Below are 24,582 nucleotides of genomic sequence, written 5' to 3'. Positions count from 1 at the left end.
TGCCACTCGAACACGATTTGCTATGACTAAAAAGTCTAGCTTGCAGACTCATCTGAGCAGCCCCACACCTCCATGGTCTGCTCTTCTCATCGTCCCTCGAGGAACCGCCGCCTCGGCGTTGATAAAGACGCCACCGGGATTCGCCATGCGTACCATTCAGGGCAAACGCTGTCGGACTCCATCCGGTCTATTTGGCGAATTTGCACGGGCACTCGCCTTCCCGGATTACTTCGGACATAACTGGGACGCTCTTGAAGAATGTCTGGCCGATTTGGAGTGGCTTCCAGGCAAAGGGTACATTTTGCTCATTACCGACACCGAAGCCGTGCTTCCTGATGATGAAGAAGAGTACGAAACACTGCTGGAAGTCCTCGACGACGCCGGTGAAGCCTGGAGCAAGGGGCACACCACCGGCGGCCAGCGTGCTCCATTCCATGTCGTGTTTGTCATCACCCAGCCGAATAAATCGAAGCGGAAGCACTGGGATCTGAAAGAATTCTCCGCGACTGATCCGGAGACACTGAAGGCTAAACCACGCACGAAACCGTCAGCCAAACACTCTAGAAAATAAAACCATCTACGGCGAAAATGACACGCCACATCCTTCAAGAAAAGTTAGAGGCGATTCTTGGTGGATAGACCTTTCAGACCCGAATATAACCGCACGACTGATCGTATCACCAGCGAAATGCAAGGGGTACGATCCTGCGTGTCGCCCCTGGACGTTGTATGAGTTCCACCTAGGCTTCCTCGACAAGCGACCCACCGCGCTCGCACTGCCTGCTCATGCTCCATACAGATACTATGCGTCTCACGGCGATCTTCAAGCGGAGGTTTTTCTCCGACAAGTCCGAGTCGACCTTCTCTACGACACCATGAACAGATGACCTGCATATTCGCCTCTCCACTGATTACCGATTTGCAGCAAGAATCGGGCCTCCTCCCCAGAGTGAGATGAAAACAAAACAGAATTCTGACCTTCGGGCAAACTCCACGTCCGTTCGGAGTATCTGTATCGATAGAACGGTATATCTTTCGACATTTTTTGCCTCTGACGATGTCCTCTAGATCGAACGCCATAAGACAAGGCATTGGTTGACCGGATCTCACGCTGCGTGATAGGGTGCGCACCCGTTATGAAGACATCCCGGTCCGCCAAACTCTTCTCCGAGGCACAGCAACTCATTCCCGGCGGCGTGAACAGTCCTGTTCGGGCCTTCCGTTCGGTCGGTGGGCAACCGCGATTCATCGCGCGAGCCAAAGGGCCTCGGCTCTACGATGTCGACCGCAACGTCTATATCGACTATGTGTTGTCTTGGGGGCCGATGATTTTAGGCCATGCCCCTTCAGCAGTGATCGCCGCAATCAAGAGTGCAGCTGGACGAGGCACCAGTTACGGAGCGCCGACCGAGGCAGAGGTCGTGCTGGCTCGAGAAATACGGAACGCTTTCCCGTCCATGGAAAAGGTCAGGCTTGTCAGCTCCGGGACCGAAGCCGTCATGAGCGCCATCCGAGTCGCACGTGGGTTCACCAAGCGGACCGGTGTCATGAAGTTCGAAGGCTGCTACCATGGACACGGTGATTACCTGCTGGCCAAAGCCGGGTCAGGACTGGCAACGCTAGGTATTCCGGATTCACCTGGAGTACCGGATGACTTCGCCAAACATACTCTGACCGCTTCCTATAACGATATCCGCACAGTCCAGCAATTAATCAAGGTCAACCGGGATCAACTAGCCTGCATCATCGTGGAACCGATCGCAGGAAATATGGGAGTCGTGCCGCCTGCTCCTGAGTTTCTGTCGGCACTGCGGCAGCTGGCCACCGAACACAATATTCTCTTGATTTTCGACGAGGTGATCTCAGGATTTCGCGTTGATTATGGAGGGGCGCAGTCACTCTATGGCATCACACCGGACCTTACGGTGCTGGGAAAGATCATCGGTGGTGGACTGCCGGTCGGTGCCTACGGTGGCCGGAAAGAGATCATGGATCTTATCGCACCGGTTGGGCCGGTGTATCAGGCCGGCACACTGTCCGGTAATCCGTTGGCCGTTTCCGCAGGATTGGCAACACTCAAACAGTTGCGGGTGAAGGGAGTTTACAAAAAACTCGAGGAGCGGTCAGCGATTCTTGCTAAAGGAATCGGCGAGGCTGCGAAGAAGGCCGGAATTCCCGTGACCCAAACGCGAGTCGGATCGATGCTCACGACCTTCTTTACCCCTGGTCCTGTTGTGGATTGGAACACGGCGAAACAGTGCGACACGAAGCGGTACGGCCAATTTTTTCACCACATGTTGGAACAGGGTATCTATCTCGCTCCATCCCAATTCGAAGCCGCCTTCCTATCTACGGCCCATGGCTCACAGGACCTCGAAAAGACCATCCGAGCTGCTCACATCGCCTTCAAAAAACTCTAAAGAAGCGTTTAAGGTATCGATATCTGTATCCTGTAAGATACGAATGGTATCGGTTAAGATACAGGGACAGCCATGGAGGGTGTCGCGTTTCACGGATGTGCGTACATTCGTGAACCAATTCAACGGATTGTCCAGTGAGGCCGCCACGAGCGAAAGGCTGAGCTAAACTCACAGGACGTTGAAGCCTTGAGAGATGCGAGCACAACGTTGACGGACGCTTCCCCTTTGTGTCCTATTCGTCGTCCTCGTCTTCTGCTTCGAGGGCCTCCTGCCGCTTCTGCTCTTCCATCGCGTTATGAAGCAGCATGCGTATAAACATTGAATAGAGCGACCCTTTTTCCAATGTTCCACCAGGCGGAATCGCGATTTTACCTTCTTTGATCATACGATCCATCCACGCCTTTTGATCCGGGGCAATCAAGACAGGAATTTCAACCAGCCCCACACGTCCCATCATATCCATAACCACTAACCCTCCATTTCTTATCCCTCTACGAAGCTTTGGAGAACACTACGGCCGTTCACTTTATGACAAACCGCAAGCCATTCCAGCATGCCGTTTTGGGCATTGTCAATTAAGCGAAACCTGGCACGACACCTGCGTAGGCGACAGGCCATGAACCGTTATCCAATACACCTAATAACTTGGTTGACCATAGGTTGGATGTGGCTCGTCTCGTTACCACTCGGCGCCTCAGGGGAACCACTGCAGAAATCCAACCTTGGATCCACTCTAAACCAACAGTGTGATCTCTGCTGGTATCCGACGCCAAATGAACAAGACTCTGGTCGCCTGCCCTCATACACGCAACGTCGCCCCCGGCGCCCGCCGGACAGCCGACCTCAGCGTTATCCTAAAGGACGGTATAAGTTGGGTCCTGCCCATAAACCATCCCGGCTCTCCACACTTCGAGCCCGGTCGAGGCACGAGATGAAGTTACTGAGTACGTTACAAGTGCAGGCAGTAGATGGTGATACGATCCGTGTTGGAGGTGAGCGCATCAGATTGCACGGGATCGACACGCCCGAACTGAGTGAGTTCGAAGGCCCGGCGGCGAAGCGGCGGCTGGAGGAGTTATTGCGCAGTGGATCGATCCGGATCGTGCCCCACGGCCGGGACGTATACAATCGGCTCGTGGCCGACGTGTTCGTCGGCGAACAGAATGTCGCTGACATTCTTCGGAGTGAAGGATTTTCGAAAGCAGGATAGCCCGGTATGGGCATAGTTCAATTGTTCACTCGTTTGCGAGTTCGCGGTAAGACCGAGCCTCTCGTCCAGGAGCACTCAGATGAAATCCATCATTCGCGGCAGGGAGATTTCACGCGTTGAAGTCACCAACATCTCCAAACATGGACTCTGGCTACTTACCAGCGACAGCGAGCTTTTTATGTCGTTTAAAACGTTTCCCCAATTCCTGGACACTTCCGTATCAAAGATCATGAACGTTGAACTGCTTCATTCCGGCCATCTGCATTGGCCGGATCTCAATATCGATGTTGCGGTAGCATCCGTACGATGCTTTCCACTTGCGTCCAATACACATCGCCCAATCACACGTTCTGGCCGATAAGCATACAGAAGACAGAGCCCACTCCCATCAACTCACACTTCATTGCATCTCGATTCGCCATAACCGGCACGGCCACGGCAACATGGCCGGGACAGCCGGTTCATCAGATGGAATATTGGAAAATCGGCTTCGCCCCGATCGCTTGAGCCAGAACACCGCGCTGTTTCAATTCGTCGAGGATGCGAGCGGTCGCTGCGTCGAAATCCGTAGGGCCGCTGAGCACGACATCGGTATTCTGGGGAGGCTCTTCTGCAGTTTTGCTCATGTGCACGGCGATGACTGGAACCGGATGCACCAGGGTTCTGATCGCTTGCGAGGCCTCGCGATAAGCAGGCCCGAACGGGTTGGTGGTGGAGACGACGATTAGGCCGGTATCGGTAAGAAGGCGCGCGACCTCGCCATACCGCCTCGCCATTTCGGTCGTCTGTCCCCGCTCTTCTTCGCTGAGATCAGCATCGAGACCCCGACGCAGGTTTTCCCCGTCCAACAAGTACGCATGGCGCCCGTCCGCCACGAGGCGTGCCTCAAGTTTTCGCGCCAAGAAGGATTTGCCGGTGTGTCGTCCGCCGGTAATCAGAACGACTGCCGCTCGATGGCCGTACTGTTGAGCCCGGTCCTCGACCGTGACTTCACCCTTGATCCAGGCGAAGTCACGCCGCCGGGCTTCTTCACGGAGAAACTCTTGGTCGTCATGAACCAGTTCGGTGATGATGCCGCCGCCGGCGATATCGTATTCATCCACCAGGACAAAGCGGCCTGTGGCTTCGAACGATGCTGAGAGATCGAACGCGACCGGGACTTTCGTGCGCAAGGTCAATTCAGCCACTTGGTTCTTACTGACGGTATTGCTGCCCTGTTGCTGAGCCAAATCCATCGTATCGATGATCCGATGGATCGAAGCGATCTCGCAGTCGACTTCTTTGGTGGCTACCCGCAGGAGATATTTGCGGCCTTTCTCCAATGGTCTCTTCCCGAGCCAAAACAGATTGGCACGGAAAGCGGTCGACACCAGCGGGAGATGGTCCTGATGCGAGGCGATCTCTCCACGCTCGACAAAGATCTGCTCGTCCAGTGTTAGCCCGATCGATTGTCCGGCTTGACCGTCGGTCGGTTGCGGCTCGATGTTGAAGGCCTCGACCGTTCGAATATTGGCCCGCTTATTGGAGGGCGAAAAGACCAAATGGTCGCCCACTTTGAGACGCCCAGCGGCGATACGCCCCGTGATGATTCGACGTGCATCGAACTTGTAGACATCCTGCACCGGCAATCGCAGCGGCTGCTCCGATCGAGCCGTTTCCTTGTGGAACGCACCGAGTGTTTCCAGGACCGTGGGGCCGCTGTACCACGACATGTGCTCGCTGCGGTTGGCAATGTTGTCGCCAAGTTTGGCGCTGACCGGAATGAACTGCGACGGCACGGCTTTGAACTGCCCGAGAAATTCTCGATATTCTTTTTCGATCCCGTCGAATACATCCTGGCGGTAGCCGACCAGATCCATCTTGTTGACCACCACGGCAAACTGGCGGACGCCCAGTAGGGATAGCAGATACCCGTGCTTTTTCGATTGTTCTTTGACTCCCTCCAGCGCATCGATGAGGAGGAGCGCGGCTTCAGCTCGTGCAGCGCCTGAAATCATATTTTTGAGGAACTCTTTGTGCCCCGGCGCATCGATGATGATGTATTGACGGCCCTTCCACATGAAAAACGTGCGGGCCGTATCGATCGTGATTCCCTGTTCTTGCTCTTCAAGAAAGGCATCAAAGAGAAAAGCATATTCGAATTCCTTCCCCTGCTGCTTGCAAATGGCCTGCACCTTTTCCAACTTCCCGTCGGGAAGCGAACCGGTGTCGGCATAGAGGCGGCCCAGCAATGTGGACTTGCCGTGATCCACATGCCCGACAATCACGATATTGAGATTTTCTGAGGGCTTCGTTGATTGCGTCGTCATGATTCCTGAAACTCCTTCACCGATGCGCAAAATGATCGTTCAGCAAGGGGCCGCAGGGAGCGAGGGTCCGGATGCGTACGTCGTGAGTACGTTGACGGAGCCGATCGACCGGGAATAACGCTGACGATCACTTTCAGCATCGGGTTTCACATGTAGCCGTCTTTTCGCAGCAATTCCATACCGCGGCCTTCGTCCTGTGCTCGGCCTGATCGCTCGGCCACGGTGGTGTGGCGCAACTCTTCGATGATGTCGTCCACGGTCTTGGCCGTCGATTTGATCGGCGTGGTGCAGGGTGCACAACCCAGACTTCGGTAGCGTGTCCCGTCTCCCTTATCAAGATACAAATCAATGAAGGGAATATTCTCAAGCTTGATGTATTCCCAGATATTGATCTCAGTCCAGTCCAGGAGCGGATGGATACGGATATGCGTCCCCGGCGGGAACGTGGTTTTATACTGATCCCACAACTCCGGCGGTTGATCGCGAAAATCCCAATCGCCGTGTTTGTCTCGCGGGGAAAAATAGCGTTCTTTGGCCCTCGTTCCCTCTTCGTCGGCGCGGACGCCAAGGATAACACCGGTGTAGCCCTTGCTCTCCAACAGTTGCTTGAGGCCGTTCGTCTTCAATGCCGTGCAACAGACTACTCGGCCCATCGTATGATTCATTCCCGCCGCCAAGGCTTCCTTGTTTTGACCGACCACCAAATTTAATCGCCACTCCCGCGCAAGCCGATCGCGGTACTCGATCATTGCCGGAATCTTGTAACTGGTATCGACATGGAGAAGCGGAAACGGCACATGCCCGAAGAAGGCCTTGCGGGCCAGCCACAGAAGCACGGTGGAATCCTTCCCCATCGACCAGAGCATGGCAAGATTGTCGAAATGCTTATAGGCCTCTCTCAGAATATAGACGCTTTGATCTTCAAGTTGCCGAAGGTGTTTCATGGCTCCTTGTCCCTCTGCTGTTCATCCTAGGCCGCAACCGGCTTTCGTACCAATTCGTCAAGCTTGCGCGATGCCGCTCCTCCCTCAAGCGTCGCACGCACAGCGGGATAGCAGGCAGATAACGACGCCCCTTTGCCCACCGCGTAGAGCAACATCGCGGCATTCATGAGGACCCACTCTTTGGGTCCGCCCTGCACCTGATTCTGAAGAATCCTTCGGAGCAGATCCGCCTCCTTATCACGCTGAGCAGTAGGAAACCCCGCCATTTCTCGCGAGGGAACAAACGCCAGGCCGAAATCTTTCGGAGCCACGCCCAGCGGCGTGATGCGTTCATCCCGCAATTCCAGCACTCTGGTCACCATCGACGCGGACAGCTCAGGATCGCCTTCGACACCCCGAATCACCAATGCACGTGGACACCCTAGGATGCGCAAGGCTTCGGCGGTCTTCTCAAAATGCGGAGGGTGAGACAAACCGACCACCTGCACCGCGGCCCGAGCCGGGTTGAGTAATCGAGCAATCGGATGGAAGACGTTCCGGACGCCGAGCTCCTGACGCATTTCCAAAAATCGATAGATCGGCGGATGGTACAGTCCGATATCCAGGTAGGCAAAACCTTTCCCGTTCAGTTCTTCAGTGACCTGTTTTGGATCGGCATCAATGGGGATGCCCATGGCTTTCAGCACTCCTGCATTGCCTGGCCGTCCAGGAATGCCATCGTAGCCGTGCATCAAGACCGCAGCCCCAGATGCCGCGGCAACGATGGAGGCTGCAATGATCGCGTGAAACGTGTCTTGCTTTCCGGCATAGGTCGGCACATCCGCCAGGGCCAGGGTCCGTGCGACTGTCAGAGGAGGCACATAGTGTCGAGCGGCGGCCGTCAAGGCGGCCAATTCCGTCACCGACTCTGTCTTGAACCGCATGGCAATGAGAAAGGCGCCGACTTGCGCCGGCGTGGCCTCACCTTCAATCAACGCTTTCATGGCCTGTTTACACTCGTCCCACGTGAGGTCCTTCGAAGCCTTTGGGCCCTGGGCAATCTTGGCGAGGATGTCCTGAATCGGCATGTTACGACTTGTGTAGACCGCACTCGGTTTTGGCAAAATTCTTCCAACGGCCAGCCCGAGGATCATCGCCCGGTGCGACTGGGGCGGTGCAGAAGGTGCACCCGATACTGGGATAATCTTGATCGTGCAGCGGGTTGTACGGCACTTCGTAGAGCTTGATGTAGGCCCACACATCCGCCCATGTCCATCGCGCAAGCGGGTTGACTTTGACCAGGTTAAATTTTTGATCCCACTCAATCAACCCGGCATTCGCGCGGCTTGGGGCTTGATCGCGTCTGATTCCGGTGATCCATGCCTCATACCCTCGCAACACGCGAGTCAACGGTTCAACCTTCCGTAATTGGCAACACTGATCCGGATTGCTGGTCCATAGCGCATCACCGTAGTCTTCCGCCTGTTTTTCCGGACTTAGTAAGGATTTGACTTGGATAACCTGCGTCGATTTGAGACCATACCGTTCGATGACGTGATCTCTCGTCGCATAGGTCTCCGGGAACAAAAAATCGGTATCGAGATAGAACAACGGCACCGAGGGATTGATGCGATGCACCATATCGACAAGCACGACATCCTCCGCTCCAAAGCTGCAGGCCAGAACGATCCGCTCATATCGTTCGATGGTGGCTGCCAGCACATCTTGCGGCGGCTTCGTCTCGAGCGAAGCGCTCCATGCCTGGAGCTCTGCCATGGGTCCACATTGGTCATTGACTGTCATAGCGAATCAGATCCTACCCTTCGACTTTCTCGACTAGTATCCGATAATGTGACGCTTCCGGTTCCAGCGCCTCCTGGATCAATACTTTATGGCCGTCATTCTTGAGACTCATGGGCACATTCTTAATCGGTTCCCCCGCATCCAACCACACTTCCAACTGTTCGCCTGCATCCATCATTTCCAGCTTCAACTTGGTCTTCACATAATTCATTGGACAGGCCACGCCACGGAGATCGTAGACCGGAGCGCCGGTCGGAACAGGAGCAGTTGGCTTCGTTTCGACTAGTGCAGGTGCCACCAGAGGCCTCTCTTCTTTCACAGCTGAGAGCTTAAGGTCTTTCCCCATGTGATCCGTTGCCGTACGGCATGCATCGACAAAGCCTTTGGCGAATGCGATCTTTTCCCGGGCCGATTCAGCCGACGTTTCTTTGGGACCCAAGTCGCCCACCTTTTTATTGAGGTCTCGATAGATGGGCGGCACAACTCCCTTTTGGGCGATCCTGCCGTCAAACTCAGTGAATGTTTCGGCGTCGGTCGATGGTTCCAGTCCTTCGGTGACCAACAGGGCCTTGGCCGCCGCCAGCACGGCTCGATAGGACTTATTCACCGACACAGCATACTGATGTTTTTCAATAAGCAGCCTCGCTTGGTAGAGTTCTTGATCGGCTTCAAGGATGCCGTTTTCAATCATCTCCAGCGCGCCACCGGCGCACTCTCCTGGACCAAGATCCTCCAGGATAAATTCTTCTTCCCCTTCCCAGTCGTAATAAAACGTGGAATCCTCTTGGTAGGACGGCACGATCGTGTAAGGGATCAACTCGTCCTTCAGCTTGCTTTTCCCGACACGGGCGATGAACGTCGATAGATTCTCGTTCGTGTGGCGGTCACGACGGTACACGTCAATCAAATGCGCAATCGCCGCCGGGACCGCTTTCGCCGGCAACTTCACGGTCATCTGGCCGATCTTGGCCGTCCCATTCACCGAGCCACCGAGATGCAATTCATAGTGTGGCGCCACATGGTCCCCGATTCGTTTGCCGACTCCATGCAGCCCGATCGTGGAAATGTGGTGCTGAGCGCACGAATTATGGCAGCCGCTGATTTTTACGCTCACATCCTGAAGGTCTTCTGGAACACGACCTGCCGGAAATACCTCGGCCAGCGCGCGCGCAAGACCCTTGGACGACGTGATTCCCAGACCGCAGGTATCTGTGCCGGGACAAGCGATAATGTCTTCGACAAGCTCGGCCCCTGGATCAGCTAATCCATGAGACGCCAAATCCTCGTAGAGGTGTCGGGTCTGATCGGCAGGAACCCAACGAATCACCATGTTCTGATTGATGGTTGTGCGGAGATTGCCGTTCGAATAACGCTCCGCCAGGTCGGCGACGAACAGCATCTGTTCAGCCGTAATGTCTCCCATGAACAGCTTGATGGCGGCCGTGACATACCCATCCTGCTTCTGCTTCACCACGTTGGTTCGGTTCCACATCTCAAACGGTGTTTCAGTGCTTACAGCATGGATCCCCTGACCGTTACCATTCCCGTTTCCGTTCACGGCGCCATTTCTCGTCGGCATGATGAGAGAGGGAGGTTCGTCCTGATGCTGCAGCAGAGCCAAGGACCCGTTCTTGGGAAGCGCATGCCCCATGGCAACGTAGGCTGCTTCCCAGCGACGTTTGAATTCTTCAAAACCCAGCTTGTCGATGACGAATTTCATGCGGGCCTTGTTGCGGTTTTTTCGGTTCCCGAGGGTATCGAAGACCTTAATGACGGCCTCGATACTGGGTATCAGCTCCTCCATCGGGGTGAACTCACGGAGGAGTTGTGCGACCCGTGGAGCCGAGCCCAAGCCTCCGCCTGCCACCATTCGAAAGCCGATCACTCCGTCGGCTCGTTTGACGGCCAACAACCCAATATCATGGATGGGTGTCAGGGCACAGTCATGCTTGCAGCCGGAAAACGCGATCTTGAATTTCCGCGGCAAACTTTGGTTCAAGGGATTCCGCAACAAATGATAGGCGACGGTCTTCGCATAGGGCGTCACATCGAATACTTCACCCTGACAGACGCCGGCCAGGTGACAGGCCGTCACATTTCTCACGGTATTGGCGCAGGCCTCTCGAGTGGTGAGTCCGACTTCGGCCAATCCCCGCATGATGGTCGGCACATCCTTCAGCTCGACAAAGTGCATCTGAATGTCTTGTCTCGTCGTGACGTGTCCGACCCCGGTCGCATAGCGGTCGGCGAGTTCGGCCAGGCGGCGAAGCTGATTCGCTGTAATGCCGCCGAAGGGAATCTTGACCCGAACCATCTGGACGCCAGATTGACGTTGGCCGTAAATGCCATATTGAAGGCGGAATGGTTTGAAGAGATCGGTGGAAATTTCTCCGGCCGATGTTCGCAGGGCTTCAGTCTCGAAGGTTTCTATTTCTTCCAAGATCGTGGAGGGAATCGGCTTCGTCTCAATCTTCGGGATGGTGAACGATTGGATCTGATTCATATCTGTCTCCTTGTCCACTGGCGGGAAGAAGTCTTCTTTATCGTCAGATGTGGTACATCGGGGTACGCTGGGCATCGATCGTCCGTAGACGCATCGCCAGGTGTTCGACTGTAATGTTTTCGAGCACTTTTCGTTCCGCCTGTTGTACCTGTTCCCAGACATCACCTAGCAGCAAGTCCGGCTTGGTTGCATGACGATCGCGTGTGCGCTGACCGACAAATGGCCGATGAAAGACCGGGCCTTCCAACGCCTCGAATATATCGGCGACCGAAAGAGCCGCCGGTTCTTGCGTAAGGAGGTACCCTCCTTGAGCGCCTCGTTGACTTTCTACTAAGCCGGCCTTTTTCATTGCATGGAGAACTTGTTCAAGGAAACGGACGGGAATCCCATGACGCCGCGCGATAGAACGCGCTTGAATCGGGGCTTCTTGTGCATGTACCGCAAGGTCGACTGCTACCATAATCCCGTATGTGGCACGCTTCGATACCTTCATTCTTTATTATTCCGGTAGGAATTCACTTCATGTATACCCTTTCACTCTGCGATCTGTCAAGACACGGGAAACTTCATCGGTAGTGATGCGTATATATACTAATAATGTACTGTCGAAAATCGTAGGTCGAGACAAACAGAAGCTCTTTACTTTGCGAGCGATTTCCTTCCGACAAAGCCGTACGGGAAGCCAATCGGAACCGCCGGTGCGTCCAGAAAATCTGATTGACATCCCCTACGCCCTAGGCAATAATCCGCCCTCCTCTTCGGGTGGTGCCTTCATGTCTGTGTTGTCAGCTTCATTTACTATTCTATTATTCACCAATGACACGGCCGTACAAGCTCTGGTGAGGCAGGTATTCAAGGACGCTACCGTTACGATCGCTCGCGACCATTCGGCCTTTCTGAGGGAATTACCCAGACATCGTTTCGACGCCGTTGTGATGGAGTCGCCAAGCGGACAGGACCAGAATGATTCGCTTACGGATCACCTTGATTCCTCTCGCACCCTTTGCATCAAGGGGTCGAAGGCGGTCCTGAAAAAGGCGCTGAAAACGATTCACCTTATGAATCAGCCGAGTAACTCGCAGCAGCCGAAAACTCGCGACACCTCTCTGGAGAGCTATCTGGAAGTCAAAATGGGGGAATTCGTGAAGGGGATGAGAAACGGATCCGCTAAGAATCTTCACCCGATTCTGATCTCTGCCGTGGAACGTCCTCTCATCACCTCAGCGTTGCGCGAGACAGGGGGCAATCAAATACAAGCTGCGGAACTTCTCGGACTCAATCGGAACACGTTGCGGAAAAAAATCGTGAATCTTCACATCCCGTTGAAGCAGACGAAATCGAAGGCAAGTCATAGTGCCTGAACATGATTTTTATAGGTGCGCTGTTGGGTTCGCTCCCATAACCATCTCTCAAAACCCATGAAGGAGGGACACCATGACAAAGGAAGAGTTAATCGCAAAGATGGCCGCTTCAGCAGGGATCACAAAGGTAGCGGCCGGAACCGCTCTTGAAGCATTCACCGGAGCCGTGACTTCCTCGCTAAAAAAAGGACACCGTGTCTCCCTCGTCAATTTTGGCACCTTCACGATTTCAAAGAGAAAAGCACGAATGGGAAGAAATCCACGGACAGGTGAATCACTCCGTATTCCCGCGACCAAGGTCCCAAAGTTTTCAGCCGGGAAAGAGCTTCGCTCCGCCGTCAGGTAACCCTCTAAGGGTGTCTGACCCAAAGCTCTTAGAAACACGTCGCGCATTCCTCCACTAGATTGAAAAGGAATGCGGCCTTCTCTTTCGCTTTCTTGACAGTGTCAACAAGGCTATATTAGCATGCCTCCTTTGTCGATAGGCGCGTAGCTCAGGGGGAGAGCGCTACCTTGACACGGTAGAGGTCGACGGTTCAAGACCGTCCGCGCCTACCATCAGCTGGGGGTTGGTTTGCCTCGCGGAGGAGGCTCCGTCCTGTGTTGTCTCTTGTACCGCGATCATGATCTGGAAGTTATGAAAGTATCGGTAAGAGACGGTCCAAGCGCTGATATTCAGCCGGGAAAGTCGGTAGGTGCGGCTCTGTCTGAATTGGGACTCGAGGGCCGTGACATTCTGGCGGCCAAGATCGACGGTGCAGTAGTTGATCTGTCGCGACCTGTCAGTGCAAGCTCGGTAGTCGAACCGCTGCGATTCGACAGCGCAGAGGGACGTGAAGTGTACCGCCACAGCAGTACTCATGTCATGGCCCAAGCCGTCAAAGAACTCTTCCCATCGGCGCAGCTGACCATCGGCCCTGCCCTGGAAGACAGTTTCTACTATGACTTTGCCTTCGAACGCCCATTTACGCCCGATGACCTGAAAAGAATCGAAGAGCGCGCCGCCGATATCATACGACGTAACCTGACGATCACGAGGCGGGAGTTTTCCAAGCAGGACGCGATAGACTTTTTCAGAGCCCGTGGAGAACACTACAAAGTCGAGCTCATTCAAGGTTTCCCCGACGGAGAACCAATCACCGCATACACACAAGGCGACTTCGTCGACCTCTGTCGTGGCCCTCATCTTCCTAGCACTGGCTCCATTGGGGCCATAAAATTGCTCAACACGGCCGGGGCGTATTGGCGTGGCGATGAACGCAATCCGATGTTACAGCGGATCTACGGGACGTCTTTCCCTACCAAAACGGAAGTAGATGCCTACCTGGCCCGCCTGGAAGAAATTAAGCGACGCGACCATCGAAAAGTCGGGAAAGAGCTGGATCTCATCAGTATTCAGGATGAGATCGGACCGGGGCTGGTACTCTGGCATCCAAAAGGGGCAGCCGTCCGCCTGTTGATTGAAAACTTTTGGCGGGAACAACATATTCGGGACGGATATCAATTGGTCTACTCCCCTCATACTGCACGTCTTGATCTCTGGAAGACGAGCGGGCACCTCGATTACTACAGGGAAAACATGTTCCCATCGATGAAGCTGGAAGGCAGTGAGTACCAGCTGAAACCGATGAATTGCCCATACCATATCATGATCTATCAGTCTCATCTGCGGAGCTATCGGGACCTCCCCATCCGTTACGGGGAACTCGGAACCGTGTACCGCTATGAACGAACGGGAGTCCTGCACGGACTCATGCGTGTGCGTGGATTCACACAAGACGATGCACATCTCTTCTGCCGGCCGGATCAGATGGAACACGAAGTCAGCCGGGTGCTGGACTTTACATTCTTCGTATTGCAGACATTCGGATTCGCGGAGTTTGAGGTATTTTTGTCCACACGACCCAAAGAATCCGTGGGTGGTGATGAACATTGGGCCTTGGCCACCAGCGCATTGGAAGCGGCGCTGAAGAGTCGCAATATTTCCTTTCATCTTGATCCCGGCGGAGGGGCATTTTACGGGCCGAAGATCGACATTAAGATCAAGGATGCGTTGGGCCGTTCGTGGCAATGCTCCACGGTCCAGGTGGATTTCAACAATCCAGAGCGGTTTGACCTGAGTTACATCGGAGAAGACGGCAAAGCCCATCGTCCGATCATGATCCATCGCGCCTTGATGGGATCCATCGAGCGTTTTTTCGGCATTCTGATCGAGCATTACGGGGGCGCGTTCCCCACCTGGCTCGCTCCGGTGCAGGCGGTGGTCATGAACATCACCGATCATCAGCAAGACTACGCCGCAGCCGTGGCGGCACAGTTACGGGCGGCCGGCTTCCGAGCCGAAGCGGACCTTCGAAATGAAAAAATCGGCTTCAAGATTCGTGAAGCGGAAAAGTCGAAAGTTCCGTTCATGTTGGTGGCGGGGAATCGAGAAATGCAAGATGGAACCCTTTCGGTACGTGGCCGAAGCGGGTCCAATGTAGGCAATAAGACCGTTGCTGAGGTGTTGGACCTTCTGAAAGCAGAAGTCACACACACACAGCGAGAGCTTCAACACACACATTAAAAAAGAGGTGGCCTATCGTTCCCAAATTGCGTGTGAATCGTGAGATCCGAGTCCGAGAAGTTCGCGTCATTGGTCCGGAGGGAGAACAACTCGGCATCCTTCCGACGCCCGATGCTTTTCGTCAGGCTCAAGAAAGCGGCTATGACTTGGTTGAAGTCGCCCCCAACTCCGTCCCTCCCGTCTGCAGGATTATGGACTACGGGAAGTATAAGTATGAGTTGAGCAAAAAAGATCATCAAAGTCGGCGTCATCAAAAGTCCACGCAAGTGAAGGAAATCAAGTTGCGCCCGCGGACCGATAAGCATGATCTTGAAATTAAAGTCCGACAGATGAAAGCGTTCTTAGAGGAGGGTAACAAGACCAAGGTCACCCTCACCTATCGTGGACGGGAAATGGCCAACCAAGAGATGGGACGCGCGGTGATGAATTCCGTCATTGAACAGTTGGCCCAAGCCGGCACCATTGAGTATGCTCCTCGTATGGAGGGACGGAGCTTGATCATGATCGTCGCTCCGAAACATTGACACGCAGCTCGCTGATCGCTCAACCAAAGGAATCTTTTCATGAAAATGAAGACGCATAAAGGGACGAGTAAGCGTTTTACAAAGACCGGGAGTGGTAAAATCGTTCGCCGCAAGGCGGGCAAGCGGCACATACTGACCAGCAAACGGCACGACCGGAAGCGCCGCCTGAGCGGAACAGCAGTGGTGGATTCCACGGTAGTGTCTACATTGGATCGACTTCTGCCGTATACATAGACGGTGATCGTTTAGTGTTGTGAATTTCAGGACCCAAAAGGAGTAATGAATCATGCCTCGCGCAAAGGGTGGACCAAAAACGAGAGCTCGGCGAAAGAAGCGGATTAAGCTGGCGTCAGGTCAGTACGGCGGGAAAAGCCGCCTCTTTCGGTCAGCGACGGAAAGCGTTGATAAGGGATTGACTTACGCATACACGGGTCGCAAGAACCGAAAGCGGGACTTCCGGCAACTCTGGATTGCTCGTATTAGTGCAGCTGTCCGGACTCAGGGTATAACCTACGGCCGGTTCATCAATGCCCTCAAGAAGGCCAATGTTGCCCTCGATCGCAAGGTCCTTTCGGACATGGCGATCAAAGACACTGCGGGGTTTGCGCAGCTCGTAGGACTTGCTAAGCAACATCTCACGCCTGCGACAGCCTAACTCGCAAAGCGTCTGTAACGCATCCGACCAAAGGGGACGCGACACCGTGTCGTGTCCCCTTTGGTTATTTTGTGACGAAGTCGGCACTCACTCCGCAGACTGAACCAGCTTCGATAGATTCACATCGAACGCGACGACCGGCATGGCAATCTGCCACCGTTCGAGGACTTCCGGATGGACTTCACCGATGATGCCGACAGGCTTACCCTCGACGAGAATGCGACCGACGCGGCCTTCGAGAAACGATGGATGCTGAACTGATTCCAAGCTGTATTCCTTCCCGAGGTAGTAAAACAGCACATCGAGACAAGAATGGATTTCTGAAAAATGGGTGGCGGCGTGAGAAATCACAACGCCCAAGACGGTTTCCGTTCGGGATCCCATTTCGTGGGTATCATCGGGAATCGCTACGTCCCCGGCTTCGAAAAGCCGATGGGGATAGAACGCGCGGCTCGACGCTGCCTCAATACGCAGCAATGACGGGAGCATCCATTGTCGGAGGCAGGAGAAGCTCAATGACATGACATTGTCCACCTCGACCGTCCGTCCCCAGTCCGTGCCGTCAAGCCGCATCAAACCCGAATAGTGCTCCGGGGAACCGAGAATGTTGGAGATAATTTCCTGAAAGCCCAGCCCCACCATCAATTCTCGGGATCGATCGGACATCTGTTCAATCTCGGATACCCCCCCGACTGTAAACTGCGCTGGCATAACCGGGGTAAACTCGGCATACCCACGACTCATGGCAACGTCTTCAACCACGTCCATCGTATGCATCAGATCCTGCCGATATGGCGGAAGTTTCGCCTTCACAGATCCTTTTTCCGCCGACACGTCGTATCCATAAGTCTCAAGCGCTTGTTTGACGACGGTCTCATCCAGATCCTGACCGAGTGCCTGGGCTATCGCTTTCATCCGAATGGTTTTGAGCTTTCCAAGATCTTGCGGTGTCTTGACCCGTTTGCCTAATTTCGTGCTTGTTGGATACTGGATGTCCACCGGCTCGATGTTTGCGCCACGGTCTGCCAAATTCGCCGCGAAGATGTTCAGCGAAATCATCACCATGGAAAGGTCCGTCCCGGTCACTTCAACGAAGAGCTCATCGTCACCCACCCGTACTTCTCCGATTTCCCGGCTATTAATAATCGGTGGAAACGACAACGGCTGGTCCTTCGCATCTCGGAGAATAGGGAGGAGACTCTTAACGGTCAGGATTGATCCATACTGCAACCCCTTTGGGTGAACCATGAGAATTTCCGACAGAGTCATCGCCGTTTCCATCCCCAAAGGGGTAAACCGCACATCATCAGGTTTCACCAGCTCATAGGTTATAGGAAAAACAATGTTCCGCAGCTGATAGATTCCGATGGAGACGGTCTTGCGCTTGCGTCCGAAGATGTCGGCCAACTTTTCCTGCGTTTGAATCAACTGCGCCAACCCCTTCTCGGTCACCCGATATCCCTTGGCAGTACAGGCCGCCACATAAGGGCGCACTTGCTCCATACCCGGCTTCACGACGAGAAGATGCGGCGACTTCGTCTTGTTGGTGAAGAAAGAATAGGGTTTCAGCCGGCCTTGCCGTTTGATGCGAATTTGTCTGGCAATCCCTTCGCAACACCAGAGATCTGGACGATTACTATCTTGGAGCTCAATGCGCAACTCGCCGGTTTCTGGGTTGTGCCCCTTCAGCTCGCCCTTCACGAGCATAAGCCACTCCTCCAACTGAGCGATCGACACGCTACCGTCGGCACGACGATCCTCCGCGAGAAGTGCCTCGAAATCATCCTTGAAGATGGTGATGGTAGGCATGAGCGGTTAGAATAGTCCTCTGGTGGTGCGGATCAATTCCAGGTTGTCGGTGAAGAGCTCGCGAATGTCATGGATACCCAACGCCACCATGGCCATGCGATCAAGCCCCAACCCCCAGGCGATGACGGGCACCGTGACGCCGAGCGGCAATGTGACTTCCGGACGAAAGAGACCGGCGCCGCCAAGCTCCATCCATCCCAAGCGGGGATGCCGCACATGCAACTCGACCGACGGTTCGGTAAACGGGAAATAGGCCGGTAAGAACTTCACTTCTTTCGCCTGTGCCACCTCCCGGGCGAACAAGTTCAGGAGCCCCAACAGCGTCCTGAAATTGATGTCTTCTCCCAGCACGATGCCCTCGACCTGGAAAAAATCCGTTGCGTGGGTGGCATCGACTTGGTCATAGCGAAAACACCGGGCGATTGAAAAGTACTTCCCCGGAATATTGGGTGAGGCGGCAAGCGTACGAGCCGACACCGCCGTACCCTGACTCCGCAACACCAACCGTTTGGCCCGATGCACATCGAACGAATAGCCCCACCCCGTGGAACCGGTTTCCGCGCCGTTCTCGTGCACCTTGGCGACACGCGACAAGAACGGCTCGTCCACGGCGGTGGTATGACGGGGTTCCTTGACAAAATAGACGTCATGGATGTCCCGGGCCGGATGGAACTGCGGCATGAACAGGGCATCCATGTCCCAGAACTCCGTTTCGACCAGCGCTCCCCGCATCTCTTGAAAGCCCATGCTCACTAGCTTGGCTTTGACCGTGTCGAGAAATTCCCGATACGGATGTTTCTTTCCGGTTCCGATACGAGGCGGACGCAGACTGATCGTGTACTTTCGAAATCGCTTCTGGCGCCAACTCCCGTCCTTCAACAAGTCAGGAGTCACTTGTGATACTTCCTCGGCAATTCCTTGTTTGAGCAGCTGCGCCACGGCACCAGCCCCCTCGGCCGACAAGGCAAAGGATCGGGTTACCCGATCGTCAATCCGGAACGGCTCCTTGGCATTGCCCCGTTTTACCGCATAGTCTTCGATAATCTGCCGATGAGTTTCAGCAAAGCTCTTCAGCTCTTTCGAAGAGCCATATATTTCTCCCAGGAGGGTTCGAAGTGCCTCGGCTGTCGGACTTGGACGACCTGTTGTCTCGATACACCCACCCTGAATGATCAGGATCGCCCCTTCTTTTTTGAGTCGTCCTACAGCTTTACTGACATCGGAAGGCTCCAGTCCTCCTTGCGACTGAAGATCGGGAATGGTCAGCCTTCTCCCCGTTCCGGTCGCTTCCCGCGCAGCCGCCAAGACTCGTTCGAGGGGTGAAGCTGTCTGATGATACTCTTCCCCGATTTTCGTCAGCGAGACGATAGGAGTGACCGTTTCCGTCTGCACCGTGACGAGCGACTTGGCCAACAGCCATTCCACCGCCATGCTCAATTGGGATGGCTCCAGCTCGGCTGCGCTCGCCAACTGTTCGCTGTCCAGAGCAGTTCCCGGGGGACGAAGTCCCAAAGCCATGAGTACTTTGATTTCGAGAGGGTGCAGACTGTCGATGAGTGCGGAGATATCCACCCAATCCGCCTATTGATGGACTGCAGCGCGTGACGCCGGCAAGGCGGCCGTCTCTCCGGCTGCCCGTATGGCTGCAATGGTGGCCGTATAGTCACCTTGGCAGAAAATGGCAGATCCTGCGACGAGAACCCTCGCCCCGGCCGCCACGATCTCGCGAGCGTTCTCCGCCTTGACGCCGCCGTCCACTTCAAGCAGTGCGTGGCTGTTGATGTGATCGAGGATCCGCCGCGCCTCGGCGATCTTCTTGAGGACCGATGGGATGAAGGTCTGCCCACCGAACCCAGGATTGACCGACATGATCAAGACCAGATCGACATCGCCTAAGATTTCTTGGAGCGATGTGAGTGGAGTGGCGGGATTCAGTGTGACTCCAGCCTTCACTCCCCGTTCCTTAATCGACTGAATCGTCCGGTGAAGGTGAGGACACGCTTCCACATGGACCGTGAGATAGTCGGCGCCGGCATCCACAAACTCGGGGATGAACGCATCGGCATTGGTGATCATCAAATGAACGTCGAGCGGCAACTTGGTGACTTTCTTCAGGCTTTCGACAATGGGCGGCCCCACCGTGAGGTTCGGCACGAAATGCCCGTCCATCACGTCGACATGGATGAGGTCGGCACCGGCCCGTTCCACGGCGGCCACTTCTTCAGCCAATCGCGCGAAGTCCGCTGAAAGAATCGAGGGTGCAATATGAATTGGGTGACCCATTACCTCTTCTTTCGTAGACGGGCGGCATAAAAGCCGTCCATCCCGTATTCGTTACCCATGGTGGAGAGCGCGCCGGAGATGGTCACAAAGGGGAGAGCGGTGATGGGAAGCCACGGCGCCACAGATTCCCGCATCCATCCAGAATTGGCCTCGCAAAAACGGGTGATCACCTCTTCCGTCTCTTCCGTTTCTGTCGAACAGGTACTATAGACCAGCACCCCACCGGGTCGCAAGCAGGAAGCCACCGATGCGAGAATGTCAGCTTGAAGTTTCTGGTGTCTGGAGAAGATTGAACTGTCCTTCCGCCACTTCGCTTCAGGGTGTCGGCGCAGCACGCCCATCCCGCTACAAGGCGCATCCACCAGGATACGATCGAACGGCGGCAGCCCGCTCTGGAGGTTCACCTGGCTTGGAATCAGACCAGACCATTCGGCCGGCAGTCTCACATCACCGACGATCGGCACGACGCTCTGAATGCCTAGTCGTTGGCAATTCTGGCGGAGCAGATCCAATCGAGAGGCTTTGCGATCAACGGCATAGATGGTTCCGCGATCACCCATGAGTTCGGCAAGGTGCGTCGTCTTGCCACCTGGAGCGGCGCAGGCATCTAAAATACTCTCACCCGGTTGCGGGTCTAGAATCGGAGGAATGAGCTGAGCCGCTTCATCTTCCACGTAGAAGTCGCCCGCCTGGAACCCTGGCAACGACGTCACATCCTGACCTTTTTCCAACGCCACGCCTACAGGACTGACAGCCGTCGGATGAGCCGCCACATCTGCTTGTCCTAGCCGAGCCAAGAACTCTTCCCTGGTGAGTCGATTCGAGTTCACTCGAAGGATGACGTTCGGAATCGTGCTACTTGCTCGACAGGCCGACTCCGCTTGTTCAAGCCCCAGTCGGTCGATCCACCGCTCTGTCAACCATACTGGGATTCCATACCGCACTGACAACGATTGAGCCGGATGGGTTGCGGGGTCCGGGAGAGGCGGCACCGGCAGACGGATAAGGTTGCGTAGAACTCCATTCACCAAGCCACTCCAGTCGCGGCCGAGTTTTTTGGCGTGCGACTTCGTCAACCGGACGGTCTCGTTCACCGCCGCGGAAGCAGGAATTCGATCCAGGAACAGCAGCTGATAGGCTCCAAGCCGCAGTAACATTTGAACGACGACAGGCAATCTGAGGAGCGGTTTGTCCAGGACTGACCCAAGTCTCCAATCGATCATCTCCTGTCGCCGCAGAACCCCGTACACCAGTTCCATAGCCAGCGAACGGTCACGATGCTGGGAAATCGACTTGATATGTTGTTCAATCAGCTCCTCAAGGGCATCATCAGCTCGTTGGTAGGAGAGGAGAGTCGAGAGAGCAACAGAGCGGGAAGACAGCCCCATGGCATCTGGGCTCAACGTTCTTTGGGAGGTCATAGCCGAGGGCAAGAAACAATTATTGCTCTGAAGAGCAGGGTTATGCAGACGGTGACCCCAAGTGCATACCAGCCGTGACGCGGTGCCCAGTCAAGAATTGGGGCACTGTCATACGTTTCGAATTGGCCGCCTGGATCTCACGGATGTCGACAAGTCCCTCGCCTGTTGCCACCACGATGGATTGTTTGTTCACCATGACGATTGTGCCCGGCTTATCGGTTGTCATACCCGCGTGAGGAATCGCCTTCCAGATGTTCCACCGTTCGGCGCCGAAAAATGTATAGGCCCCCGGCCAAGGAGAAAGCCCTCGCACTCGATTGACAAGTGCCGGCGCATTCATCGTCCAATCAATCAGACCATCTTCCTTTTTCAAAAGCGGCGCCAAGGTCGCCTGCCCATCGTCTTGTTTCTTCGGTATCAGCGTTCCGGCTTTCAGCTGTGTGATCGTGTCGACAAGCAACGGCCCTCCCAACTCCGCCAGACGAGGTGCCAACGTCCCAGCCGTATCGTCGGGCAGGATCGTCAATTTCGCTTGGAGCAGCATGGGACCTGTATCCATCCCTTCGTCCATCAACATCGTGGTAATGCCCGTTTCGGTTTCGCCGTTGATGACGGCCCACTGGACAGGAGCGGCACCCCGATATTTCGGCAGCAGCGAGCCATGCACATTTACACAACCCATCGGGGGAAGTTGAAGGATCGGTGTATGCAGAATACGTCCATAGGCCGCGACGGCAATCAGATCCGGCTGCCAGGCTGACAGGGCTTGCAAAAATTCCGGTGTCCGAATCTTAAGCGGCTGCAGGACAGGAATACCAGCACGCTCTGCGACGAGTTTCACAGGCGGAGCGACGAGCTGATGCCCCCTGCCCTTGGGGCGATCCGGTTGCGACACCACTCCGACCACGTGATCATCGGATCGAAGGAGTGCTTCGAGCGACGGGACAGCAAATTCTGGAGTGCCCATGAAAACGATCCGCATGCCTTCGCTTTAACATCGTAGTAAGAAGAATGCAATCAGGCCCACGTCTTAACTTGACTTGATCTTCAACGCTTTGTTAGCATCCGGACGCGGGGTGGAGCAGCCTGGTAGCTCGTTGGGCTCATAACCCAAAGGTCAGAGGTTCAAATCCTCTCCCCGCAACCACATCTTCTTCCTCTCTTCATCACATCAATCCTCATCTATAATTGATCGTCGAATCTCCTTCTACTAACTCATAACTCGTTCTCGCGCTGTCGGCTCCACTACTTCCTGTTTTTTACCGTGAGCGAACGGCATGGGAAGCTTTGTCAGTCGCCTCGGGCCCCCTCAAACACCCTCTAGGGGGTCCTCTCGCCTCTATCGGTCGATTGATATGGCCTGATTATCTCCCAACAATTTCTGTTTTATGAACAGTGGCCACGCTTTGAATACGTACATATTCGGAATACTAAAGTAGCGCTATCCAAATCCAAAGCACTATTGTCGGTTGAACCCAGATGGCGGAAGGTAACCCCTGTGACGCAGGGGTAAGTGCTTGTTACGGCCGGCGAAGAAAACGCCTCTACCGTGTCAGTAGACATTGTTTTGGATTCAGGATATCCGCGAGGTTTTACCATGGAACCAGACTTCCATCATCGACCGCTACCGGAGAACGGCATTATAACCGGCGCAGATAAGCTGCCGTGGAATCCTTTGTCGGTCGATCCAGCGGCAAGCCGATTTTCGAGCTATGCCGCCTTCCAGGGTCAGGCGGTTATGCGCCCGCTCGCTCCTGACGCGCTCATCGATCCCGACCTTATTGAAGCGCATACCCAATTGCGGCAAAAGGTCTTGGGCCAGTTCTATCCTTGCGTTGGGGCGATTTCTGCGTTCAGTCGAAATAGCTATCGCTTCGGGTTATACCCGCACCTCGCTTGCGATAGCGCGGTACGTGGTGTTTGTCATGATCTCTATGACTTCTGCCATGAGTTTCCCGTCGTGGATGACCACTTCATTACCTTCATCGCTATGTTCCGCGGGCCGGATACCCAGACGGAAGAGCATTTCGAAGATTTGCTGTGGAAACAGCTTCAAGCCATGCACACTCTTGATTCCGATTTCTTTAGCTGGGACAAGAACGTCGACTCCGACCCGCAGAGCCATCACTTCTCATTCAGCATCGGCGGGCGAGCAATGTATGTCATCGGCATGCATCCCCAATCCTCACGTCTGGCACGAACGACCCCTTATCCCATCATGGTATTCAACCTTCATGAGCAATTCACTCGCCTTCGCGCACGTGGAAAATTTGAAACAATGAAACAGACGGTTCGGACGCGGGAGCTGGCCTTCCAGGGCTCGATAAACCCAATGCTAGCTAGCTTTGGGGAAAACTCGGAGGCACGTCAATATTCTGGGCGGGCCGTTCTAGAGACCTGGGGCTGTCCCTTTCATGCTCGTAAGAATGAGCCAATATGATTATGCCGATGACACAAGCACTTGCCCACCGGTGCGGCCAGACTGCTTTCCCTAAACCAATATCCAGAACGCAGAGAAATTGCTTTTAGCGAAGCGGCCTCCCCCGCCATGCTTCATTAGACAGTAGACCTCCCATCTCTAGGCACGTTTTTAAGTACGAGCGAGGACGGTACATAACAAAACACAGAAGCCGGCCCAGACATCCGGGCCGGCCCCTTTTACCGCTACCTATTTAGTCTCGAACGCGCGAAAGCTTGAACTATTACTTAGTACCCGGCCTTGGCGTTGGGGTTCACCTGGCTGGGGAACGGATCCAGGATACTCTTCGGCGCGTTGTTCCAGATCACGTCCGCCA

At 54.8% G+C, this 24,582-nt stretch carries 23 protein-coding genes and 2 tRNA genes; 13 read left to right on the top strand and 12 right to left on the bottom strand.

Translation table 11 applies throughout. The features are described from left to right. Nucleotides 1–145: 145 nt before the first annotated feature. Together A4E19_16610 and A4E19_16605 are read left to right on the top strand one after the other, a co-directional pair. Nucleotides 146–571 carry a hypothetical protein gene (locus A4E19_16610; protein OQW35195.1) on the top strand — a complete coding sequence of 142 codons (426 nt, stop codon included), beginning with the start codon at nt 146–148 and terminating at the stop codon, nt 569–571. A 565-nt stretch (nt 572–1,136) separates the two neighbouring features. Continuing rightward, the gene (locus tag A4E19_16605; GenBank protein ID OQW35194.1) at nt 1,137–2,420 is read left to right on the top strand and encodes a glutamate-1-semialdehyde aminotransferase; all 1,284 of its coding nucleotides are present in this window, start codon (nt 1,137–1,139) and stop codon (nt 2,418–2,420) included. Between the two features lie 232 nt (nt 2,421–2,652). On the opposite strand, the gene A4E19_16600 is transcribed toward A4E19_16605, so the two are convergent. Then, the gene (locus A4E19_16600; GenBank protein ID OQW35193.1) at nt 2,653–2,883 is read right to left on the bottom strand and encodes a hypothetical protein; all 231 of its coding nucleotides are present in this window, start codon (nt 2,881–2,883) and stop codon (nt 2,653–2,655) included. Between the two features lie 468 nt (nt 2,884–3,351). Between A4E19_16600 and A4E19_16595 the strand changes: the two genes are divergently transcribed. Further along, a complete protein-coding gene (locus A4E19_16595; GenBank protein OQW35192.1) occupies nt 3,352–3,630 on the top strand; it encodes a hypothetical protein in 279 nt (92 codons plus the stop codon). A gap of 79 nt (nt 3,631–3,709) precedes the next feature. Further along, entirely contained in the window at nt 3,710–3,991 is a 282-nt protein-coding gene (locus A4E19_16590; protein ID OQW35191.1) for a hypothetical protein, read from the top strand. A 103-nt stretch (nt 3,992–4,094) separates the two neighbouring features. On the opposite strand, the gene A4E19_16585 is transcribed toward A4E19_16590, so the two are convergent. The 6 genes from A4E19_16585 to A4E19_16560 all read right to left on the bottom strand — a co-directional run bounded on the left by A4E19_16585 (nt 4,095) and on the right by A4E19_16560 (nt 11,628). Continuing rightward, complete coding sequence (locus tag A4E19_16585; GenBank protein OQW35190.1) at nt 4,095–5,939, bottom strand: adenylyl-sulfate kinase; 1,845 nt, start codon at nt 5,937–5,939, stop codon at nt 4,095–4,097. A gap of 146 nt (nt 5,940–6,085) precedes the next feature. Then, entirely contained in the window at nt 6,086–6,883 is a 798-nt protein-coding gene (locus A4E19_16580; protein OQW35189.1) for a sulfate adenylyltransferase, read from the bottom strand. 26 nt (nt 6,884–6,909) lie between these two features. Continuing rightward, nucleotides 6,910–7,950: a hypothetical protein gene (locus A4E19_16575; protein ID OQW35188.1), complete on the bottom strand. Its 1,041-nt coding sequence runs from the start codon at nt 7,948–7,950 to the stop codon at nt 6,910–6,912. 1 nt (nt 7,951) lies between these two features. Beyond that, on the bottom strand, nt 7,952–8,665 hold the full coding sequence (locus A4E19_16570) for a phosphoadenosine phosphosulfate reductase (protein OQW35187.1): 714 nt from the start codon (nt 8,663–8,665) through the stop codon (nt 7,952–7,954). Between the two features lie 13 nt (nt 8,666–8,678). Next, nucleotides 8,679–11,168: a hypothetical protein gene (locus A4E19_16565; protein OQW35186.1), complete on the bottom strand. Its 2,490-nt coding sequence runs from the start codon at nt 11,166–11,168 to the stop codon at nt 8,679–8,681. Nucleotides 11,169–11,211: 43 nt separating this feature from the next. Beyond that, nucleotides 11,212–11,628 carry a hypothetical protein gene (locus A4E19_16560; protein OQW35185.1) on the bottom strand — a complete coding sequence of 139 codons (417 nt, stop codon included), beginning with the start codon at nt 11,626–11,628 and terminating at the stop codon, nt 11,212–11,214. A gap of 475 nt (nt 11,629–12,103) precedes the next feature. Here A4E19_16560 and A4E19_16555 point away from each other — a divergent pair, with 475 nt between their 5' ends. The 7 genes from A4E19_16555 (at nt 12,104) to A4E19_16525 (ending at nt 16,274) form a co-directional block, all read left to right on the top strand. Beyond that, the gene (locus A4E19_16555; GenBank protein OQW35184.1) at nt 12,104–12,529 is read left to right on the top strand and encodes a hypothetical protein; all 426 of its coding nucleotides are present in this window, start codon (nt 12,104–12,106) and stop codon (nt 12,527–12,529) included. Nucleotides 12,530–12,602: 73 nt separating this feature from the next. Next, nucleotides 12,603–12,875 carry a DNA-binding protein HU gene (locus A4E19_16550; GenBank protein OQW35183.1) on the top strand — a complete coding sequence of 91 codons (273 nt, stop codon included), beginning with the start codon at nt 12,603–12,605 and terminating at the stop codon, nt 12,873–12,875. A gap of 137 nt (nt 12,876–13,012) precedes the next feature. Beyond that, nucleotides 13,013–13,087, top strand: a tRNA-Val gene (locus A4E19_16545). A 79-nt stretch (nt 13,088–13,166) separates the two neighbouring features. Continuing rightward, nucleotides 13,167–15,095: a threonine--tRNA ligase gene (locus tag A4E19_16540; GenBank protein ID OQW35182.1), complete on the top strand. Its 1,929-nt coding sequence runs from the start codon at nt 13,167–13,169 to the stop codon at nt 15,093–15,095. Between the two features lie 14 nt (nt 15,096–15,109). Beyond that, nucleotides 15,110–15,619: a translation initiation factor IF-3 gene (locus A4E19_16535; GenBank protein OQW35181.1), complete on the top strand. Its 510-nt coding sequence runs from the start codon at nt 15,110–15,112 to the stop codon at nt 15,617–15,619. 39 nt (nt 15,620–15,658) lie between these two features. Then, nucleotides 15,659–15,853: a 50S ribosomal protein L35 gene (locus tag A4E19_16530; GenBank protein ID OQW35180.1), complete on the top strand. Its 195-nt coding sequence runs from the start codon at nt 15,659–15,661 to the stop codon at nt 15,851–15,853. A 52-nt stretch (nt 15,854–15,905) separates the two neighbouring features. After that, entirely contained in the window at nt 15,906–16,274 is a 369-nt protein-coding gene (locus A4E19_16525) for a 50S ribosomal protein L20 (GenBank protein ID OQW35179.1), read from the top strand. An 87-nt stretch (nt 16,275–16,361) separates the two neighbouring features. Here A4E19_16525 and A4E19_16520 read toward each other — a convergent pair whose 3' ends face one another. The 5 genes from A4E19_16520 to A4E19_16500 form a co-directional block, all read right to left on the bottom strand. Beyond that, nucleotides 16,362–18,083 (bottom strand): hypothetical protein, encoded by a 1,722-nt coding sequence (locus A4E19_16520; protein ID OQW35178.1) that lies wholly within the window; start codon nt 18,081–18,083, stop codon nt 16,362–16,364. Nucleotides 18,084–18,089: 6 nt separating this feature from the next. Continuing rightward, nucleotides 18,090–19,655 (bottom strand): hypothetical protein, encoded by a 1,566-nt coding sequence (locus tag A4E19_16515; GenBank protein OQW35177.1) that lies wholly within the window; start codon nt 19,653–19,655, stop codon nt 18,090–18,092. Between the two features lie 9 nt (nt 19,656–19,664). Further along, complete coding sequence (locus tag A4E19_16510; GenBank protein ID OQW35176.1) at nt 19,665–20,366, bottom strand: ribulose-phosphate 3-epimerase; 702 nt, start codon at nt 20,364–20,366, stop codon at nt 19,665–19,667. Continuing rightward, on the bottom strand, nt 20,366–21,754 hold the full coding sequence (locus A4E19_16505) for a hypothetical protein (protein ID OQW35175.1): 1,389 nt from the start codon (nt 21,752–21,754) through the stop codon (nt 20,366–20,368). Before A4E19_16505 ends, A4E19_16510 begins: the two co-directional genes overlap by 1 nt. Before the next feature lie 73 nt (nt 21,755–21,827). Further along, entirely contained in the window at nt 21,828–22,769 is a 942-nt protein-coding gene (locus tag A4E19_16500) for a methionyl-tRNA formyltransferase (protein OQW35174.1), read from the bottom strand. 88 nt (nt 22,770–22,857) lie between these two features. Between A4E19_16500 and A4E19_16495 the strand changes: the two genes are divergently transcribed. Together A4E19_16495 and A4E19_16490 are read left to right on the top strand one after the other, a co-directional pair. Continuing rightward, nucleotides 22,858–22,934: transfer RNA gene (locus A4E19_16495), tRNA-Met, on the top strand. Nucleotides 22,935–23,384: 450 nt separating this feature from the next. Then, complete coding sequence (locus tag A4E19_16490; protein OQW35173.1) at nt 23,385–24,227, top strand: hypothetical protein; 843 nt, start codon at nt 23,385–23,387, stop codon at nt 24,225–24,227. Nucleotides 24,228–24,582 lie beyond the last annotated feature (355 nt).

It is taken from the genome of Nitrospira sp. SG-bin1, assembly GCA_002083365.1.
Classification (GTDB): Bacteria; Nitrospirota; Nitrospiria; order Nitrospirales; family Nitrospiraceae; genus Nitrospira_D.
Note: the sequence above shows the minus strand (reverse complement) of the source record. Positions and strands in the feature narration are given on the sequence as shown.

Bases quoted from the DNA above. Each gene is read 5' to 3' on its own strand.
- A4E19_16590 (OQW35191.1), top strand. From the start codon at position 3,710: ATGAAATCCATCATTCGCGGCAGGGAGATTTCACGCGTTGAAGTCACC.
- A4E19_16605 (OQW35194.1), top strand. From the start codon at position 1,137: ATGAAGACATCCCGGTCCGCCAAACTCTTCTCCGAGGCACAGCAACTC.
- A4E19_16595 (OQW35192.1), top strand. From the start codon at position 3,352: ATGAAGTTACTGAGTACGTTACAAGTGCAGGCAGTAGATGGTGATACG.
- A4E19_16500 (OQW35174.1), bottom strand. From the start codon at position 22,769: ATGCGGATCGTTTTCATGGGCACTCCAGAATTTGCTGTCCCGTCGCTC.
- A4E19_16560 (OQW35185.1), bottom strand. From the start codon at position 11,628: ATGGTAGCAGTCGACCTTGCGGTACATGCACAAGAAGCCCCGATTCAA.
- A4E19_16580 (OQW35189.1), bottom strand. From the start codon at position 6,883: ATGAAACACCTTCGGCAACTTGAAGATCAAAGCGTCTATATTCTGAGA.
- A4E19_16505 (OQW35175.1), bottom strand. From the start codon at position 21,754: ATGGGGCTGTCTTCCCGCTCTGTTGCTCTCTCGACTCTCCTCTCCTAC.
- A4E19_16610 (OQW35195.1), top strand. From the start codon at position 146: ATGCGTACCATTCAGGGCAAACGCTGTCGGACTCCATCCGGTCTATTT.
- A4E19_16540 (OQW35182.1), top strand. From the start codon at position 13,167: ATGAAAGTATCGGTAAGAGACGGTCCAAGCGCTGATATTCAGCCGGGA.
- A4E19_16585 (OQW35190.1), bottom strand. From the start codon at position 5,939: ATGACGACGCAATCAACGAAGCCCTCAGAAAATCTCAATATCGTGATT.
- A4E19_16570 (OQW35187.1), bottom strand. From the start codon at position 8,665: ATGACAGTCAATGACCAATGTGGACCCATGGCAGAGCTCCAGGCATGG.
- A4E19_16490 (OQW35173.1), top strand. From the start codon at position 23,385: ATGGAACCAGACTTCCATCATCGACCGCTACCGGAGAACGGCATTATA.
- A4E19_16565 (OQW35186.1), bottom strand. From the start codon at position 11,168: ATGAATCAGATCCAATCGTTCACCATCCCGAAGATTGAGACGAAGCCG.
- A4E19_16520 (OQW35178.1), bottom strand. From the start codon at position 18,083: ATGCCTACCATCACCATCTTCAAGGATGATTTCGAGGCACTTCTCGCG.
- A4E19_16575 (OQW35188.1), bottom strand. From the start codon at position 7,950: ATGCCGATTCAGGACATCCTCGCCAAGATTGCCCAGGGCCCAAAGGCT.
- A4E19_16525 (OQW35179.1), top strand. From the start codon at position 15,906: ATGCCTCGCGCAAAGGGTGGACCAAAAACGAGAGCTCGGCGAAAGAAG.
- A4E19_16600 (OQW35193.1), bottom strand. From the start codon at position 2,883: ATGGATATGATGGGACGTGTGGGGCTGGTTGAAATTCCTGTCTTGATT.
- A4E19_16510 (OQW35176.1), bottom strand. From the start codon at position 20,366: ATGGGTCACCCAATTCATATTGCACCCTCGATTCTTTCAGCGGACTTC.
- A4E19_16555 (OQW35184.1), top strand. From the start codon at position 12,104: ATGGAGTCGCCAAGCGGACAGGACCAGAATGATTCGCTTACGGATCAC.
- A4E19_16550 (OQW35183.1), top strand. From the start codon at position 12,603: ATGACAAAGGAAGAGTTAATCGCAAAGATGGCCGCTTCAGCAGGGATC.
- A4E19_16530 (OQW35180.1), top strand. From the start codon at position 15,659: ATGAAAATGAAGACGCATAAAGGGACGAGTAAGCGTTTTACAAAGACC.